At 34.2% G+C, this 16300-nt stretch carries 17 protein-coding genes and 2 tRNA genes; 17 read left to right on the top strand and 2 right to left on the bottom strand.

Annotation, left to right across the window (positions count from 1 at the left end):
- Nucleotides 1-15 precede the first annotated feature (15 nt).
- Together Q5Y73_RS16040 and Q5Y73_RS16035 are read left to right on the top strand one after the other, a co-directional pair.
- Nucleotides 16-92, top strand: a tRNA-Met gene (locus Q5Y73_RS16040).
- A gap of 9 nt (nt 93-101) precedes the next feature.
- Nucleotides 102-178: transfer RNA gene (locus tag Q5Y73_RS16035), tRNA-Asp, on the top strand.
- A 325-nt stretch (nt 179-503) separates the two neighbouring features.
- Here the strand turns inward: Q5Y73_RS16035 and Q5Y73_RS16030 are convergent.
- Complete coding sequence (locus Q5Y73_RS16030; protein WP_305992926.1) at nt 504-1430, bottom strand: DUF4349 domain-containing protein; 927 nt, start codon at nt 1428-1430, stop codon at nt 504-506.
- Between the two features lie 445 nt (nt 1431-1875).
- Between Q5Y73_RS16030 and Q5Y73_RS16025 the strand changes: the two genes are divergently transcribed.
- From Q5Y73_RS16025 to moaD, 13 genes are all read left to right on the top strand, one after another.
- Nucleotides 1876-3180 carry a NarK family nitrate/nitrite MFS transporter gene (locus Q5Y73_RS16025; RefSeq protein WP_305992925.1) on the top strand — a complete coding sequence of 435 codons (1305 nt, stop codon included), beginning with the start codon at nt 1876-1878 and terminating at the stop codon, nt 3178-3180.
- A 145-nt stretch (nt 3181-3325) separates the two neighbouring features.
- Complete coding sequence (locus tag Q5Y73_RS16020) at nt 3326-3841, top strand: GAF domain-containing protein (protein ID WP_305992924.1); 516 nt, start codon at nt 3326-3328, stop codon at nt 3839-3841.
- 38 nt (nt 3842-3879) lie between these two features.
- Nucleotides 3880-4920, top strand: coding sequence for a hypothetical protein (locus Q5Y73_RS16015; protein WP_371320223.1), 1041 nt, complete (start codon nt 3880-3882; stop codon nt 4918-4920).
- Nucleotides 4907-7060: a molybdopterin oxidoreductase family protein gene (locus Q5Y73_RS16010; RefSeq protein ID WP_305992922.1), complete on the top strand. Its 2154-nt coding sequence runs from the start codon at nt 4907-4909 to the stop codon at nt 7058-7060. Before Q5Y73_RS16015 ends, Q5Y73_RS16010 begins: the two co-directional genes overlap by 14 nt.
- Nucleotides 7061-7071: 11 nt before the next feature.
- The gene (locus tag Q5Y73_RS16005) at nt 7072-7635 is read left to right on the top strand and encodes a 4Fe-4S dicluster domain-containing protein (RefSeq protein ID WP_305992921.1); all 564 of its coding nucleotides are present in this window, start codon (nt 7072-7074) and stop codon (nt 7633-7635) included.
- A 134-nt stretch (nt 7636-7769) separates the two neighbouring features.
- On the top strand, nt 7770-8291 hold the full coding sequence (locus tag Q5Y73_RS16000) for a Rieske (2Fe-2S) protein (RefSeq protein ID WP_305992920.1): 522 nt from the start codon (nt 7770-7772) through the stop codon (nt 8289-8291).
- Nucleotides 8281-8466: a hypothetical protein gene (locus Q5Y73_RS15995; RefSeq protein WP_305992919.1), complete on the top strand. Its 186-nt coding sequence runs from the start codon at nt 8281-8283 to the stop codon at nt 8464-8466. The genes Q5Y73_RS16000 and Q5Y73_RS15995 overlap by 11 nt, the downstream gene beginning before the upstream one ends.
- Before the next feature lie 104 nt (nt 8467-8570).
- Nucleotides 8571-8870, top strand: a complete 300-nt coding sequence (locus tag Q5Y73_RS15990; protein ID WP_305992918.1) for a hypothetical protein — start codon at nt 8571-8573, stop codon at nt 8868-8870.
- Between the two features lie 125 nt (nt 8871-8995).
- Nucleotides 8996-9649 (top strand): response regulator, encoded by a 654-nt coding sequence (locus Q5Y73_RS15985; protein ID WP_305992917.1) that lies wholly within the window; start codon nt 8996-8998, stop codon nt 9647-9649.
- Complete coding sequence (locus tag Q5Y73_RS15980) at nt 9642-10757, top strand: PAS domain-containing sensor histidine kinase (RefSeq protein ID WP_305992916.1); 1116 nt, start codon at nt 9642-9644, stop codon at nt 10755-10757. The genes Q5Y73_RS15985 and Q5Y73_RS15980 overlap by 8 nt, the downstream gene beginning before the upstream one ends.
- Nucleotides 10758-10771: 14 nt before the next feature.
- Nucleotides 10772-12046, top strand: coding sequence for a molybdopterin molybdotransferase MoeA (locus Q5Y73_RS15975; protein WP_305992915.1), 1275 nt, complete (start codon nt 10772-10774; stop codon nt 12044-12046).
- Between the two features lie 4 nt (nt 12047-12050).
- Complete coding sequence (mobB, locus tag Q5Y73_RS15970) at nt 12051-12539, top strand: molybdopterin-guanine dinucleotide biosynthesis protein B (protein WP_305992914.1); 489 nt, start codon at nt 12051-12053, stop codon at nt 12537-12539.
- 102 nt (nt 12540-12641) lie between these two features.
- On the top strand, nt 12642-12893 hold the full coding sequence (gene moaD, locus Q5Y73_RS15965; protein ID WP_305992913.1) for a molybdopterin converting factor subunit 1: 252 nt from the start codon (nt 12642-12644) through the stop codon (nt 12891-12893).
- 95 nt (nt 12894-12988) lie between these two features.
- On the opposite strand, the gene trhA is transcribed toward moaD, so the two are convergent.
- Nucleotides 12989-13624: a PAQR family membrane homeostasis protein TrhA gene (trhA, locus tag Q5Y73_RS15960; RefSeq protein WP_305992912.1), complete on the bottom strand. Its 636-nt coding sequence runs from the start codon at nt 13622-13624 to the stop codon at nt 12989-12991.
- Between the two features lie 210 nt (nt 13625-13834).
- On the opposite strand from trhA, the gene Q5Y73_RS15955 reads away from it, so the two are divergent.
- Complete coding sequence (locus tag Q5Y73_RS15955; RefSeq protein WP_305992911.1) at nt 13835-15454, top strand: Na/Pi cotransporter family protein; 1620 nt, start codon at nt 13835-13837, stop codon at nt 15452-15454.
- A 280-nt stretch (nt 15455-15734) separates the two neighbouring features.
- Nucleotides 15735-16241, top strand: a complete 507-nt coding sequence (locus tag Q5Y73_RS15950; RefSeq protein ID WP_305992910.1) for a gamma-glutamylcyclotransferase family protein — start codon at nt 15735-15737, stop codon at nt 16239-16241.
- Nucleotides 16242-16300 lie beyond the last annotated feature (59 nt).

The raw sequence follows: 16300 nt of genomic DNA, 5'->3' as shown, positions 1-16300 counted from the left end.
CACTATACATAATGACGCGGGGTGGAGCAGTCTGGTAGCTCGTCGGGCTCATAACCCGAAGGTCGTAGGTTCAAATCCTGCCCCCGCAACCAATTACATATGGAGCTGTGGTGTAGAGGCCTAACATGCCTGCCTGTCACGCAGGAGATCGCGGGTTCGAATCCCGTCAGCTCCGCCATTAAAAAGAACTGGAAGTTCTTTTTTTTATGCAATTGAACCAATGGATGAAGAAACCAGAGTGTTTGTTGAAAAAAAAACCATCGTTGTGTAAGACATCACAGTGTTGAAATTATTTTTAATAGATAAAATAAGGTAAAATGATTTCCTTTGAAATTATTATATTATTATACTAAAATAGAGGAAACTTTTAGCCTTATTTATGAAACAACTGTAATAAGACCCTCTATTTCCTCTATTTTTAAAAATTAAGATATGTAAAGTTTTCTCAGTACAAATTTTCTAATCTAATAAAATCTGTGAATTGTAACTTAGAGCAAAGAAGCTTATGGCTTTTTATTATCTTTATCGATGGAATTTGATTCCATTACATTCTCCTTATTTCTATATCTGCGAATGATAAATAAGATTCCTATTATGATTAATGATAATATTATAAATACAGGAGAATTCCCGATTAGGAAAATAAATAAATTAGAGAAAAAGTATATGAGTCCATTTAGTGAGTTAACAAATTGTTCTTTTGTTTTGGTCCATACATTTAACTCTTCGTTATTTAATTCAGGAACGATTATTTTTTCCTCATTTATTGAAATGGATACACTTGCTAAGGCGCTGTGATTTTGTAAATAAATCATTCTTCCTTTAATCCGTTCAATCTCCTCTTGGATTTGAGATAAATCTTCAGATATTTTTAATAGGTCCTCCGTTTTATCTGCATTCTCCATAAACCCTAATAGTCTTTCCTCAACAACTGATTTAGATTTTAAACGAGCTTCTAGGTCTACATATTCCTCTGTTACATCCGTTCCAGTTATGTTTCGATTATTTACTTTAAGACTTAAAGTTTCTACTTCATCTAAGAAGATCGTGAATTGTTCTTGGGGTATTCTTACATCTAGCTCTGCTCTTATGTTTTCTTCTGAGTGACGATTAACAGATGAATTTACGATATATCCATTCATTTCTAATAAAATTTGCTCGATCTTTTGTTGAGTTTGTAAATAATCTTCTACTTTGATGGACAAGTGAGCATTATAAATAATCATTCTTTCTGAAGTTTGTCCTTCTGATGCAGCTTCTACTTGATTATGTTCAATTGTGGATTCATTTGAAAAAGCTGCTTCCTCTGCTGGCACCTCCATATCATATTCAACTGAGTTCTCAGTGTTAGGAAATTTCTCAGAAGAACTACAAGACACCAGTAGTGCTGATACCATACCTAACATAAAAACTAACCATATTTTTTTCATCTGTATTGCCCCCTTTATATATAAATGTACGAAAATAAACTGTAAAATGTTTCGTTAGTAATTAAAAGAATTTAGTTTTTTACAAATTTAAAGACTTAATCTTGCTTTTGTGAGATGTAACTGATGACAGAATATGCGATTTTTAGTTGAAATCATTACTAGTCTCTGAAATAGAAAGAGTGCATTATATTTTTTCATTTATAATTTAAAAGAAACCGAGAATGAAACATGATTAAACGTTTCATTTCTCCGTTTTTATGAAATATATTAAGATAGTTTTTGTCATTTATCGTCTCCATAAATTTAATAATCAACTTTTGATATTAAATAGGGGTTTTTTTCCCCACTTATTAGGGAGTTCCCGGAGTTACAATTAATCCCATCACAATTACAATTAAGACATAAATTAATTCTTTCTTTTATATAAGATCTGGAGGAGATTAGGATGCAAAGTTTAATCAAAAAATGGGAACCAGAAGATAAAACATTTTGGACACAGACAGGGAAGAAAGTAGCGACTAGAAACCTATGGATATCAATTCCTGCTTTATTGTTAGCGTTTTGTGTTTGGATGGTTTGGTCGGCAGTTGCAGTTAACTTAAATAGTATCGGGTTTAATTTTACTGACAATCAGTTATTTACATTAGCAGCTTTACCTGGTTTAGTCGGAGCAACATTGAGAGTGTTTTATAGCTTTATGGTTCCAATATTCGGTGGTAGAAATTGGACGATAATCACAACTGCTTCTCTACTCATACCAGCTATTGGTATAGGATTAGCTGTTCAGGATCCATCAACATCTTTTATGGAAATGGCAATATTATCAGCACTATGTGGATTTGGAGGAGGTAATTTTGCTTCCTCAATGGCGAATATTAGTTTCTTTTATCCAAAAGAGGTTAAGGGAGCAGCCTTAGGATTAAACGCAGGTTTAGGTAATTTAGGTGTAAGTGTTGTTCAATTTTTAGTTCCTGTAGTTATAGGCTTAAGCATGTTTGGTGTTTTTGGTGGCGCTTCTCAAACAATGGTAACAGATAGTGGTACAAGAGAAGTATGGATGCAAAATGCGGCATATGTTTGGGTTATACCTATCCTAATTACTTGTATCGCAGCCTTTTTTGGAATGAACAATTTAGCTTCAGCTCAAGCTTCTTTTAAAGAACAGGCTGTCGTTTTTAAAAGAAAACATACTTGGATTATGAGCTGGTTATATACGATGTGTTTCGGTTCTTTTATCGGTTATTCCGCAGCATTTCCATTATTAATCAAAACACAATTTCCAGAAGTAAATCCACTACAGTTTGCATTCCTTGGACCATTAGTGGGAGCACTGATTCGTCCTGTTGGAGGTTGGTTGGCTGATAAATTGGGTGGTGCACGTGTTACTTTCTGGGATGTTATCGTGATGATCATTGCTACAGGCGGTGTTGTATATTTCTTAAATGCCGATAATTTCTGGGGATTCTTCATTATGTTTATGATCTTGTTTATTACTACAGGAGTAGCAAATGGTTCTACATTCCGTATGATCCCAGTGATATTTGAACCTAAAGAAGCAGCCCCAGTGTTAGGTTTCACATCTGCAATTGCAGCATACGGTGCATTCTTTATACCAAAAGCTTTTGGTACATCAATTGACGCAACTGGAACTCCAAATGCAGCTCTTTACGCCTTTATCGCATACTATGTAATTAGTTTGTTCGTAACTTGGTATTGGTATTCTCGTAAAAATGCAGAAATTAAATGTTAGGATAAGGGAATTCCACGATTTAACAGATTTATTAAAAATAATCTAAGATGAAATATAAGTGAGGGTAATGATTGATTGCCCCCACTTATATCCAGATATAGATGTTTTCCATGATAAGGATGAATAAAGAAAGGAGGTTTTCCAAATGGGCAGCTTGCAACCAGAAATTGAGAAGCATTTAGAAGGGATTCGTTTACTTAGCTCAAGTGATTTTGTAGGGTTTGCTATTCTAGATAAAGAAGAATATATCATACGCTGGAAATATGTTTCTGGGAATCGAAATGATCGTTATAAACGAATCAGACTTCGACCAGGAAAAGGGATTGCTGGTCAGGTTATTAAACACGGTCGTCCAGTTATATTTGATACACAATATGATAGAAGTTTGATTGATTTACGCGAATATCCAATTTTACTCGCTGAAAGTTTGGAAGCTGTTGCCGCTGTACCTGTTACTTTAAAAAATGCTGTTACTGGAGTATTGATGATAGGCAGCAGAATCTTAAGAGATTTTGATAAACAAACGATTGAATTATTAGAAAGCATAGCGGAACAATTGGGTTCCATGATTCAAAATTATAATAAACAAGAAGATAGAGATTTATTTCAATCAATTCGGAAATCAATTACAAATAAAACAAATAGAAAGTTAGGAGGTTAAGATGAATGAATTCTGAGGTGAAACAAACGCAACCATCCATTCAAAGGGCATTTGCTTCTAGGTATGCAATGAATATGTTTTTTACAATACTAATTCTTTTCATTTTATCATACGTTGGTTCTAGAATGTTTACACATATGGATTTAAATTTATATGGATACATGGTTGGTACTTTAGTATTTTTATTCGGATTATTTTATCGTTTTTTAAGTTGGAGTGAAAGACCACCTGCGAAGCTAATGATTCAAAAGGGGAAAAAGTTAGTTTTTCGTAAACGAACTGCACAAACAACAACAAATGACATAGGACTTCAACGCTTCATTTGGAACCGTGGGTTGTATAGATGGTTTCAACATATGATGATGGGGTGGGGAGTGATTATATCTTGTTTTGTTACATTCCCATTAGTGTTTGGTTGGATGTATTTTACAATGGATGATAATGGATTTTATACAGTTGTTTTTATGGGGTTAAATTTGTTGACAATCAGTGCGGATGGTTTTTTAGCGTTCCTCTTTTATAACTCCTTAAACATTACCGCAATTATGGTTATAACGGGAGCGAGTATGGCCATTTATAGACGTTTGAAAAATATGCAAGCTAGAGCTGAACAAACGGTTATATTTGATTTTATGCCCTTATATATGCTTCTTTTTGTGAGTATTACTGGATTATTACTTACCGTGAGTAATGTGTTTTTCCATGGTTTTCTCCAGCCTGAATTATCGCTAGTACATCAATTTTCTGTCATTGTGACATTAATTTATTTACCGTTTGGTAAACTAGCTCATATTCCAATGCGTCCACTAGGTATTTATGTCAAGAACTATAGAGAGCATTATGCTAAGGAATCTATGAAAAAATGTAAAGTTTGTAACAATGAATTCGTATCTACTGAACAATCTAATGATGTGATAAGTGTATTAAACCAAAATGAGATTCAATTTAAAAAAGAAGAGGGTTTTCACTTGGCTGAGTTATGTTTACCTTGTCGAAGAAACTATCGAATTTCAAAATTTAGTGGGGTAAAAACTCATTTAACAAAAGCAAAGGAGGCGAATCAGGATGCTAGGGGATAAAGCATTAAAAGATGTACCGAAGAATGTTATACATCCAAATGAAGAGCTAATAAAAACACACTGTAGTTATTGTGGAATGCAGTGTGGGATGAATCTTCGCGTAAATACAAAAACGAATAAAATCATCGGTGTTGAACCTCGTTATGAATGGCCTGTAACGGAAGGGAAAATGTGTCCAAAAGGAGTCACTGCGTATCAACAAACTAATCATAAAGATCGCCTTTTAAAACCACTAATTCGCGATGATGCTTCTAAAAAAGGGACGAAAGAGGGGTTTCGAGAAGCAAGTTGGGAAGAAGCTCTTGATCTTATTGTAAAGAATTTTAAAAGTTTACAAGGTGAGTATGGGGAAGACACGGTATCTGTTTTTAGTGGTGTTTCTATGACAAATGAGAAATGTTACTTAACAGGAAAATTTGCTAGAGTCGCTTTAAAAACAAAATATATTGATTATAACGGTCGGTTCTGTATGGCCAGTGCTGCAGGTGGTTCATTAAGATCACTAGGGGTGGATCGTGGTTCAAGTTTGCCTTGGACAGATTTACATCAAACTGACTGCTTATTTATTGCTGGGAGTAACACAGCAGAATGTCATCCAACATCCATGTATAGAGTATGGGAAGTACAAAATCGTGGTGGATATCTAATCGTAGTTGACCCTCGTGAGACACCAATTGCAAGGCGAGCTGATCTTCATTTAGATTTAAGACCAGGAACAGATCTAGCACTAGCGAATTGTATGGTCCACTTATTGATTAAAAACGGGCACATTGATGAAGAATTTATTAATCAACATACAAATGGATTTGAAGAAACAAAAGAATTAGTAGAGTTGTTTACCCCAGAATACACGAGCGAAATAACAGGTGTGAGTCCTGAAAAATTAATTAGAGCTGCTGAAATATATGGTAAAGCACCAAATGCGATTGTCATGTTTGCTAGAGGTGTTGAACAACAATCTAAAGGTGTAGATAATGTTTCATCATACATTAACATGGCATTAGTTACTGGTAAAATCGGAAGACCAAAAGCAGGTGTTGCTACATTTACTGGTCAAGGGAACGGACAGGGAGGAAGAGAACATGGACAGAAGTCTGATCTACTCCCAGGGTATAGAAAAATTACAAATCCACAGCATGTAAAAGAAGTTTGTGAAGTGTGGGGAATAACGCCAGAAGAGATGCCTGGACCTGGGGTTTCTGCTTATGAATTATTTGAATTAATGGATAAAAAAGAAATTCGTGGGATGTACTTATTATGTTCAAACCCAGCTGTTTCTGCACCAAATTTAAATTTTGTACGCAATGCAATGAAAAACTTAGATTTCATGGTATGTTCTGATTTTTACTTATCTGAATCTGCTGAATTTGCTGATGTAGTATTGCCTACAACGACTTGGTCAGAGGATGAAGGAACGGTTACAAATTTAGAAGGAAGAATCATCAAAATTAATCAAGCGCAGAAACCGATAGGTGAGAGTAAAACTGATTGGGAAATACAAATTGAAATTGCCAAACGTTACGGAAAAGGAAAATATTTTGAACATTTAAAAACAGCGAAAGATATTGCAGATGAATTCAGATTAGCTACTAAGGGTGGAAATGCGGATTATTCGGGGGCTACATGGGAGAAAATAGAGGAGCAAAATGGTGTGTTTTGGCCTTGTAATGAAGAAAATGTGAATGGGACACCACATATGTTTTTAGATAAGAAATTCTATCATCCTGATGGTAAAGCTAAAATTTGTGCACTTCCATACAGACCACCAGCAGAAGAGCCAGATGAGATATACCCGTTAAGACTAACAACAGGAAGAGTTGTGTATCATTATTTATCTGGTAATCAAACGAGAAGAATCCCGTTTTTAAAAGATATGTGTCCAGAGCCTTATGTAGAAATCCATCCAGAATTAGCAGTGAAGTATCAAATTGAACATGATGAACTCATTCGTTTATACACAAGACGTGGAGAAGCCACTTATAAAGTAAAAATAACAGAGGCAATACGTAAGGATACCGTATTTGTTCCTTATCACTTTGGACATAAAGAATCTATTAATCTATTAACGAATGCTGCGCTAGATCCGATGTCTCGTATGCCAGAATTTAAAGTATGTGCGGCACAAATTGAGAAATTGTGAGGTGTGAACAAATGAAAAAAGTTTTATATATAGAGTTGGAAAACTGTATTGGATGTCGTTCGTGCCTTGCTGCTTGTACACAGTGTGGTGGACATGAAGAAAGAAACCGCAACTATGTTATCGATGTAAATCCATTTGTAGATCGTCAAACGATGCCAATGATGTGTTTGCATTGTGAAAATCCACCTTGTGCAAGAAGTTGTCCTGTTCAAGCGATTCAAGTGCATGAAACAGGAGCGGTTTTATCAGCAATGACGGAAAAATGCTTAGGGTGTCAGAATTGTACAATCGCTTGTCCTTATGGAATTCCAAAATTTGATGTTGAACAAAATCTAATGTATAAATGTGATTTATGTATAGACCGTACGAAAGATGGAATTCCACCTATGTGCGCAAGTGTATGTCCTACAGATACTTTACAGTGGGTTACAGAAGAAGAGTTAGCGGTGAAGAAAAGTCAATTCCGTTTAAGCAACGGAATGATGGCGAGTATGGAAGATCCTTACCTTGAGAATAAAACAAATGTTCATGTTAGTTTGCCGGGTATTTTAGAAGGTAAAGAAAAGCTATTCTGATTTACCCCAAAAAGTGAACAAAATTCAAAATTGTAAAGTCCGAATACTTTTCGGGCTCCAAAAGCCTATGTATAATTCTAGTGAACTTAAACATTAGAATACTAAATTCAAATAATCGTTAGGGAGTGAGTAAAATGGATAAAAATAATAAAATCCCTTTTGACGAAGATAATTATACTCATAATATAAATAAAAATAATGAACGGAAATTAGATCGAAGAGGTTTTATGAAAACCATGGTTGGAGCTGCAGGGTTATTTGCAGTTTCTACATTACCATGGGGTTCTATTGCTGCTACAGAGTTAATGGGTTTAAGAGAAAAGAAATATGCAAAAAAAGAAATAATAGATGTTAACAAATTAAAAGTTGGTGAAGCATTCGAATTTGCATATCCAACTGATCATGATTCAGCATTACTGGTTCGATTAGGAGATAATGAATATAGGGCATATCAAAATGCATGTACGCATCTACGTTGTCCTGTGTTCTGGGAGAAGGAAAAAAGTGAATTAGTATGTCCATGTCATCATGGATTCTTTGATGTAAAAACAGGCTCACCAACAGCTGGACCGCCTAGAAGACCACTCCCTGAAATTACAGTTCAAGTGGAGGGCGGAAAAATCGTTGCAACAGGGGTGAAAAGATATGAAACGTAGTTATCGTGGAGTAATTTTACTGTGTGCGGTACTCTTTTTAAATATTATATTTACTCAAAAAGCAGTTCATCAATATTATTATGAGGATTATACAGCTACAGTTATCTATGCAGTTTTAAACCTGGTATTATTCCCAATAGCACTATTTATCTATCATAAAGAGAAGAATGTTTAAGCTGTACCCCAAATAGTGAACAAGACTCAAACTTGTAGAAGTCCAGATACTTTTGGGGACCCACATAACCTAATTTGAACTATTTAAAAAGAAGGTGAATTGAAATGTTCGATTTTCGTATGGAGATATGTTTTATACAAAATAAAGGATTAGAATTATCGGATAAAGTAAAGAAACAGATAAGTGAATTATTTGGTACTCAAGTGGAATGTTTTTTGGAAACAAAGGAAAAGGATAATATGGAAATCACAACAACGGAATTAAGAGGGAAGGGAAACTGGGAAAACGAAGAACAATTAATCTCATATATCGAGGAAAAGTTAGAAATGGATTTGTTAACCTCAATATATGGTTATACTGTCCAAGTGTTCCCGAACAAAAAAGGATGTCTTCATTGCGGTTAACCAATAGTAACATTTATGATAAACTAATAAAATAACCAAAAAAGTGAGGAAACCTTTGTAGCTTATGTCTATTCCTTTTTTTGGATAATAAAAATATTTATATTCATGGGAAGTAGGGATATGATATGACTAAAATTCTTATTGTAGACGATCATGCTGTTGTAAGAACAGGTTTAATGATGTTATTGGACGCAAATCCAAATGTTGAAGTGATTGGTGAAGCTGCTGAAGGAAATGAGGCTATTCAAAAATCACTTGATTTGAAACCTGATGTAGTTTTGATGGATCTTAGTATGCCACAAGGGAAAGATGGTTTATCAGCCACGACAGAGCTTAAAAAGCTTTTACCTGAAACAAACATATTAATTCTTACGATGCATGATGATGAAGAATATTTGTTCCGAGTGATTCAAGCAGGTGCTTCTGGATATATTCTAAAGAGCGCTCCGCATGAAGAATTATTAAATGCCATAAAGTGTGTGGCCTCTGGATCAGCTTATTTATATCCATCTGCGATCAGAACACTGATGGAAGAGTATTTAGAAAAAGTAAAACAAGGTGAAAACTTTGATACTTTTGATTTATTGTCGGATCGTGAAAAAGAAGTACTTACATGGGTTGCAAAAGGATATGCTAACAAGGATATCGGAGTACAATTAAATATTAGTGTTAAAACGGTAGAAACTCATAAAAGTAAAGTGATGGAAAAGCTAAATCTAAGAACGAGACCAGAATTAGTGAAATATGCATTGAAAAAGGGGTTGCTTCATTTTGAATAGGAATAATCAATACCCAGATATTAATCAAAATGTAAAACAACTTCTTTCAAATATTGATTCAAACATCGTTTCATCGAAAACAAAAGGAAAACTTCAAGAAACATTAAACCAATTAATAGATCTTAAAACAGCTTTAGATGAATCGTCTATAGTGGCAGCAACTGACCAAAACGGCATTATTAATTATGTGAATGATCGTTTTTGTGAAATTTCCAAGTATTCAAGAGACGAGCTGTTAGGTCAAAATCATCGTATTGTTAATTCTGGATTTCACTCTGAAGAATTTATGAGAGATTTATGGGATACAATTTTGAGCGGTAAGATATGGAAAGGCGAAATAAGAAACAAAGCAAAAAATGGATCATACTATTGGGTGAATACAACAATTATTCCTTTTTTAAATGATGCTAACCAACCGTACCAGTTTTTATCCATTCGAACTGAGATTACGAAGCTAAAACAAGTAGAAAAAGAACTCAAAAATATGATGACTAAACTAATGAATGTTCAAGAAGACGAAAGAAGAAAAATATCTCGGGAATTGCATGATGGAATAGGACAGCGGATGTTTTCTTTACTAATACAAATTGATCGAATTGCAAATGATATTGAACATGACGGGTTGGAAGTCATACGAAATGATGTATCAAACATCATTCAAGATATTCGTAACATGTCTTGGGAATTAAGACCTTCAGTTCTAGATGATTTGGGTATTGTCCCAGCGATTCGTTCTTATTTAAAAGAGTATTCTCAGCATTATGGAATTGATGTTCAATTAGATACCAATATAAAAAAACGTTTAGAAATAGATATAGAAACTACAATTTATCGTGTGATTCAAGAAGCTTTGACGAACATTGGAAAATACGCAGATGTTTCAGAAGCATTTGTAAAAATGATAGAAGATGAGAATGGGATTGTAGTGAGTATTTTGGATTATGGTCAAGGATTTGTAAGACAAAGAGATATGAAAGGTGTAGGTTTGTTTAGTATGGAGGAAAGAGCTAGGGCAGTGAATGGACACTTAGAAATAGAATCTGAGCCTGAAAAAGGGACTCATATTAAACTCAACATAAACAAATCTGAAGTGGATAGTCATATGTAAGGGGAAGACGATACATGGACGGAAATAAAGAAGTTCAATCTAAATTTAAGCGTAAGATAGTACAGGTTTCGGAAGCTCAAAAGCGTATATTTGAATATACTCAAAATGTTAATACTGAAAAGATACCCTTGATTGAATCAGTTGGGAGGCGATTGGCGCAAGAACTTATTGCACCAATTGACCTCCCTCATTTTCGAAGATCAGGTATGGATGGGTATGCGATACGAGCAATAGATACAAAGGATATCTCATCATTAGATCCTATCGTGTTGGAAGTTATAGAAACAATACCCTCTGGCAAAGTACCTTCACAATTAATTTCAACAAAACAAGCAGCGAGAATCATGACCGGTGCAATGCTTCCTGATGGAGCTGATGCTGTGATTATGTTTGAAATGACAGAAGAATTCATGGAAAATGATAAAAAATACATTCGCATTAAAAGGGAAATTCGCAAAAGACAAAATGTAACTGAAATTGGAGAAGAAATTGAATCAGGCACACATTTAATGGACAAAGGAAGAAAAATTGGTACTGGGGAAATCGCTCTCCTTGCAACATTTGGTTTTCATTCTATAGAAGTTTACAGTCGTCCTACAGTTGCTATTATTTCTACAGGATCTGAGCTGCAGGATATAGAAGAATCACTCGAATTAGGGAAAATTCGAAATAGTAATACCAGTATGATAGCTTCACTTGTTTTAGAGGAGGGTGGATCCCCTGTTCTCTTAGATAAGCTCCCAGATGATTTAGAATTGGCAAAATCTAAAATCTCAGAGTTGTTCCATACAGTGGATTTAGTAATAACTACAGGGGGAGTATCCGTAGGAGATTATGACATCATGTATGATTTTTTTGATCAGTGGGAAGAAGGAAATATGTTATTTAATAAAGTAGCAATGCGGCCTGGAAGTCCTACAACAGTTGGTGTCTTTCAAAATCATTTTCTTTTCGCATTATCGGGAAACCCTGGCGCCTGTTTTGTTGGATTTGAGTTGTTTATTCGTCCTGTTTTAAAAGGAATGCAGGGATGTAAACAGGTATACCCAGAAACTTTCACCGCTTTTCTTGATGAGGATTTTACTAAAGTGAATGCATTCCAACGATTTATTAGAGCAACGAGTAGAATTGAACAAGGTTCTGTGTATGTTAAACCTACTGGTGAAGATAAATCTAGTATTATGGTTTCCATTAAAGACTCCAACTGTTTAATCGTCATCCCTGCAGGGGGACAAGGGTTAAGTAAAGGAGATTTAGTCACAGCGATCAGGTTAAAAGAATTGGAGTGATCATGTGAAACATCCAAAAATCATTCAAATTGTAGGGTACAAAAATACCGGTAAAACGACTTTAGTATGCCGTTTAATTGAAAAGCTGCAGGAAGATGGATATAAGGTAGGTGCCATTAAAAATGATGCACATCAATTTGAGATGGATACGGAAGGAACGGATACTTGGAAATATCAAAAAGCGGGGGCAGATAGTATTGCTATTACTTCACAAAATGGCAAGGAAACGTCTATTATACACAAAAGGTATACTCCACTTACAAATATAATCGAACAAATGTCTGATAAGAATATTATTGTTGTTGAGGGTTTTAAACTTGAAAAATATCAAAAAATTGTTATGATCAGATCGGAAGAACATATCAAACTAATAACCAGTTTGGATAATGTTATAGCTGCTGTTTCGTGGATACCTCTTGCAATAAATCACATTCCAGTATATTCTCTAGATGATATTGATTCCATAGTATCCTTAATTAATCCAATAAAGTAAAGTAATACTTAGTTGTTTTATCCCTTCTTCAGGGAGCCTGAAAAGAATATCATGCTAGAATGTAAAGTTGAAATGACTAACAAAATAAAGGTAGTGGTATAAATGATTAAAATTTTATTGTTTGCTGGACTAGCAGATGCTGCTGGCATACGAGAACTTAACATGGAATTAACGAATCCCAATATGACTGTTGAGAATATCAAACAATCTTTAAAGGAAAAATATCCTTCATCAGCATTTATAGATGTTTTAGATAAGAGCTTTGCTTCCAAAAATCAGGAATATGTAGATCTTAATACTGTAGTATCAAAACATGATGAAGTAGCTTTTATCCCACCCGTCAGTGGAGGTTGATATACTTTGTTTAAAAACCCTTATGAGATTGTTAAGAAAAATATTGAGCTGAACCCCAAAAAGTGTGCTGCAATTCAATACAGCGCTTTCTGGGGTTAATTAATGTCAGGCAATAAATATAATACTGCAAAAAAGTGAGATACACTTCCTCCAACAACAAATAGATGCCACACAGCATGATGGTAAGGGAATTTTCTCCATACGTAAAATATAGTACCCACGGTATATAAAACACCACCAAGCACTAACCATATAAAACCGTTTAATAAAATGTTCTCATAAAGTGGTTTTATTCCAAATAAAATCATCCATCCCATTAAAATATAAAACAAAGTAGAAAGAACAATGAATTTTTTTACAAAGAATACTTTGAATATGATGCCCATAACAGCCAATCCCCAAATGATTCCAAAAAGAGTCCATCCTAATGGACCTCTAAGAGTAACTAGTACAAAAGGAGTGTATGTTCCAGCAATTAACAAATAAATAGCGGAGTGATCTAATACTTCAAATACATTTTTCGTAACTCCCTCTTTAAAGCTATGCAATAAGGTGGAGAATACATACAACAGCACTAAGGTGGTACCAAAGATGGTGAAGCTAACGATATGCCATGCAGACCCATACAAACTTGAGAAAACGATCAACAAGACTAACGCGGCTATACTTAACAGAGCCCCAATACCATGTGTAATTGCATTTGCAATTTCTTCCTTTTGAGAATATACCATAAAATCACCTGCTCAACTATAGTTTAGTTTCATATGTAGATCATATCTTATTTTACATTTATAAATCAAATGTAAATCCAATGTTAATCAAGTGTTAAACAAATGTAAAATTTTTTTGTTTTCAAATCACTCACAACTAGGTATAATAATACAGGGCATTTTTTGTCGAATACAGTTTTTAAAATATACTCAGGAGGATTTGAAGGACATATGGACTGGCAGGATTTGATATTTAAATTTGTGGGTGGACTAGGGATCTTTTTGTTTGGTTTGAAATATATGTCAGAAGGCTTGCAGAAAACCGCTGGTGACAAATTAAGAAGTTTATTGGCAAAATATACAACAAACCCAATATTAGGTGTTATAGTTGGGATTGTAGTAACGATATTAATCCAATCCTCTTCAGGAACAACCGTATTAGCGGTAGGTTTAGTTAATGCAGGTTTAATGACATTAAGACAATCCATTGGTGTTATCATGGGTGCCAACATTGGAACTACGATGACTGCTTTTATTATCGCAGGGGTTAAAATTCAGAACTATGCACTTCCGATTATTGCAGTTGGTGTATTCCTTATTTTCTTTTTAAAGAAAAAGTTATACAACTACATAGGACAAGTTATCTTTGGTTTCGGTATGTTGTTTTATGGACTTAAAACCATGGGAAGTGGTGTAAAACCATTAAAAGACCTTGAAGTATTTAAAGAATTCATTATTAATTTAGACAATCCTATATTGGGTGTAATCGTAGGGACCATCTTTACGGTAGTTGTACAAAGTTCAAGTGCAACGATAGGTATATTGCAAACCATTGCCTCAGAAGGCCTAATAAGCATTGAGAGAGCTTTACCGGTATTGTTTGGAGATAATATTGGAACAACCGTTACAGCGATTATTGCCTCTCTTGGAGCCTCTGTAGCAGCTAAACGTGCAGCAGCAGCTCACGTTATATTTAATATCATTGGAGCAACAATATTTCTTTTCTTAATAGGACCTGTCACTAATCTGATTTTATGGTTAGGGAATTCAACTGGTGCAAGCGTAGAAATGCAAATTGCATATGGACATGGTTTCTTTAATATAACAAACACTTTAATCCAATTGCCTTTTGTAGGACTCTTAGCTTATATTGTTACAAGAATTGTGCCGGGTGAAATGAAGGTGTTAGAGTTTGAAGCTAAATATTTGGATGAGCGATTATTATCCAATCCATCTGTAGGTCTAGGACAAGCTCAACATGAAATTATTCGAATGGGTGAATTAGCTAAGGAAAGTTTACAGGAAGCTGCAGATTATTTCTTTAATCAAAATGACAAGTCTAAAAATATGGTTGAACAAACAGAAGAATTAATAAATGAATTGGATAAAAGAACAACGGAATATTTAGTGAAAATCCAACAGAATGAACTTAGTGAAAAAGAATCAGGAAAAGCTTCAGTATTGATGCAAGCAATTAATGATATTGAAAGAATTGGTGATCATTCTGAAAATATTATGGAACTTGCTGATTTATCTATTCTTAAGAAAGCTGAGTTTTCTGATGAAGCTCGTTCCGAATTAAAACAGATGATTGAACTAACAGATATAACAATACAGCAATCCATTGAATGTTTAGAAAATGAAGATAAGAATTTAGCCGAAAAAGTACTGGAAAACGAAGCTAAGCTTGACGAGATGGAAAAACGATTCCGCAAAGCACATATTAAACGTTTAAATCAAAACTTGTGCAGCGGTACTTCTGGTGCAGTATTCTTGGATATTTTAAGTAATTTAGAAAGAATGGGAGATCATTCAAAAAATATTGCTCAGTATGTCATATTTGGCGAATAAGAATTGAATAGTGTTAGACCGTCTGAAAATTACTTCGGACGGTCTTTTTTTAGCTTAATTCATAGTATCATTAGAACATCAAATAAAACTTGTTATCACAAAAGTTATTTGATGAAGGAAATGACAACAATTTTTAAAAAATATTTCACTAGTGGAAAGTATTGATTTTTGAAAGCAACAGACTTAATATTTTTATTATAATATTGAAAAAGTGGCTGAATCATTCACATGATGAAAAAGGATTATCCAAATTAAAAAAATATAAATAAGAAGTGATAAAATGAAGCACAATAATTTAAAGATTGAAAGTGATAAATCGTATTATTTTGCCTATGGTTCATGTATGAATCAATCTTCATTTAAAGGGACTGTGCCTCAGTATGAGGTGGTTGGGAAAGCCGAATTAATAGATTATCGAGTAGCTTTTACTCGAGAATCAGATAAATGGGGAAAAGGTGGAGTAGCGGATATAATAAAGACTTCTAATCATATCATGGAAGGTGTATTATACTTGATTCCGAACAATTTAATACCTAATCTCGATCTTAGAGAAGGTGCCAGTCAGGAATGTATCAATAATGTTTACCAGAAAATAAAAGTGAAAGTGATTTATAATAATAAACTATTAGATGCATTCACATATGAAGTGATTCATAAGGAAGATTTTGAAATTGCACCAAGCGAAAGGTATAAAAATGCTATTATAGGTGGAACAGATGTATTAAGCAGTAATTATTCAAAAAAATTGATTGGTCATATGAACAAGTTACAAAAAGAATCATCATAAATCAAATTAAAAAAAGGTACGAACAGAAATGTTCGTACCTTTTTGATTCGGGTTGTGAA

This window comes from Chengkuizengella axinellae (assembly GCF_030730905.1).
GTDB lineage: Bacteria > Bacillota > Bacilli > Paenibacillales > KCTC-33759 > Chengkuizengella > Chengkuizengella axinellae.
The sequence above is the reverse complement of the archived record's forward strand: the minus strand, read 5'-3'. Positions and strand labels throughout refer to the sequence as shown.